This window comes from Acetonema longum DSM 6540, assembly GCF_000219125.1.
Taxonomy (GTDB): Bacteria; Bacillota; Negativicutes; order Sporomusales; family Acetonemataceae; genus Acetonema; species Acetonema longum.
The window spans coordinates 1-1,363 of the sequence record NZ_AFGF01000062.1 but is presented as its reverse complement, the minus strand read 5'-3'; the positions used below and the strand labels follow the sequence as shown (position 1 = coordinate 1,363).

The window sequence follows — 1,363 nt, the reverse complement described above, 5'->3', positions numbered from 1 at the left end:
CTAATTAGTTTCATCACCAAAGGTGAAAAAGCGGTGGTGAGAGTATCCAAGATAGCTACAAAGGCAGATGATTTAGCAGATGCGGCCAAACTAGCAGACACAACAGGAGATGCGGCTAAAGCGGCAGGCAAAACAGCAGATGCAGTTCAGGGGGCGGCTTCTGGGCGAAAATATGTACCTAATCCTAAACATGATACTCCTGGTCGCGATATAAGTCCTAATCCCTTTGGTAATAATACAACTGCAGGACAGAAATCTTTAGAAACAGCCTACTCTTCATCTGGAAATAAACAGTTGTACAATGTGCATGATGGTAAATTAGTTAAATTTCAGCCCGATAATGCTGGGGGATTCCATCCTTACGAAGTTATCAATCCTGCGGCAGAAGTTCCAACAGATGTTTTAAGACAGATGAAAAATGATGGGTTAATCTCTAATGCTCAGTATAATAAATGGATTAAGAATAAATAGCTGTTAGAGACGTTAGCACGATAGGATGACAGTTTTAAACTATCATCCTATCGTAGTAACTCTGTTCCATGGAGGAATTAAAGTGAATATGTTCGGTAATATGAAAAAATTTGCTATCGAATATCAGTTTTTACCCAGTCCGTATGAGGAGGAAGAAGTTTTACAAAACTCGTGGGGAATTTTCAGGCTATGGGTAGCAGGATATGACATCTGCGAGTACACAATCAATGATGATAAAAAGCCTTATGAATGGAATTTGATACATATTGTAGAATGGTTGTGTAACAACTTAGAATTTATTTTGGGGTATGATCCTTTCCCATTGCCTGTACAAGGTGACAATATATTAGAATTAATTCAGGAAAGCGATAAATTTGAATCTGAAGAAGATGATGAGTTGTATTTGTGGTACCAAGCTAAAAATTCGTGGCTCTTTAGGCATTCGTGGTTTTCGAGTAGAGCTGGGTCAATGCTTGCAAGTGTCTATTTTAGGCGGAATCGCAATTATATTGAGGTGGCTTGGAATAATAACTTTTTTGAGGATAAACAAATATTTTTTACAAATCCTAAAGGGAGCTATGCTGTTCCTAAAGCAGACTTTAAGAAGACAATATTTGATTTCTTAGATAATATACTGAGTAATTTGGAGACTAAATTAGGTAGAGATGCAAAAATAGGTGACCAGTCCATAACTGGATTGCAGAAAAAGGTCAGCATGCTAAAATAGGGTGACGCTGGGATGTTTGAAACCCAGGGGGAAGCGCGGGGATGGAAATTTTTCTCCCCATCTGGCCACCACCCTCCAAGCCGGCAGCGACAGCCTGATGATCGCCCAACGTAAAACCGGTTCCAACGCCTTCTAAACTAACTAAACCCGTATGAAGAATGAAAG

General features: G+C 39.5%; 1 protein-coding gene and 1 pseudogene. Both read left to right on the top strand.

Annotated features, from left to right (window positions below; all coding sequences use genetic code 11):
* Window positions 1-471: pseudogene (locus ALO_RS22390) on the top strand (hypothetical protein); the annotation flags it as partial.
* A gap of 88 nt (window positions 472-559) precedes the next feature.
* Entirely contained in the window at window positions 560-1,198 is a 639-nt protein-coding gene (locus ALO_RS08030) for a DUF5984 family protein (RefSeq protein ID WP_040292978.1), read from the top strand.
* The last annotated feature ends 165 nt before the right edge of the window (window positions 1,199-1,363 follow it).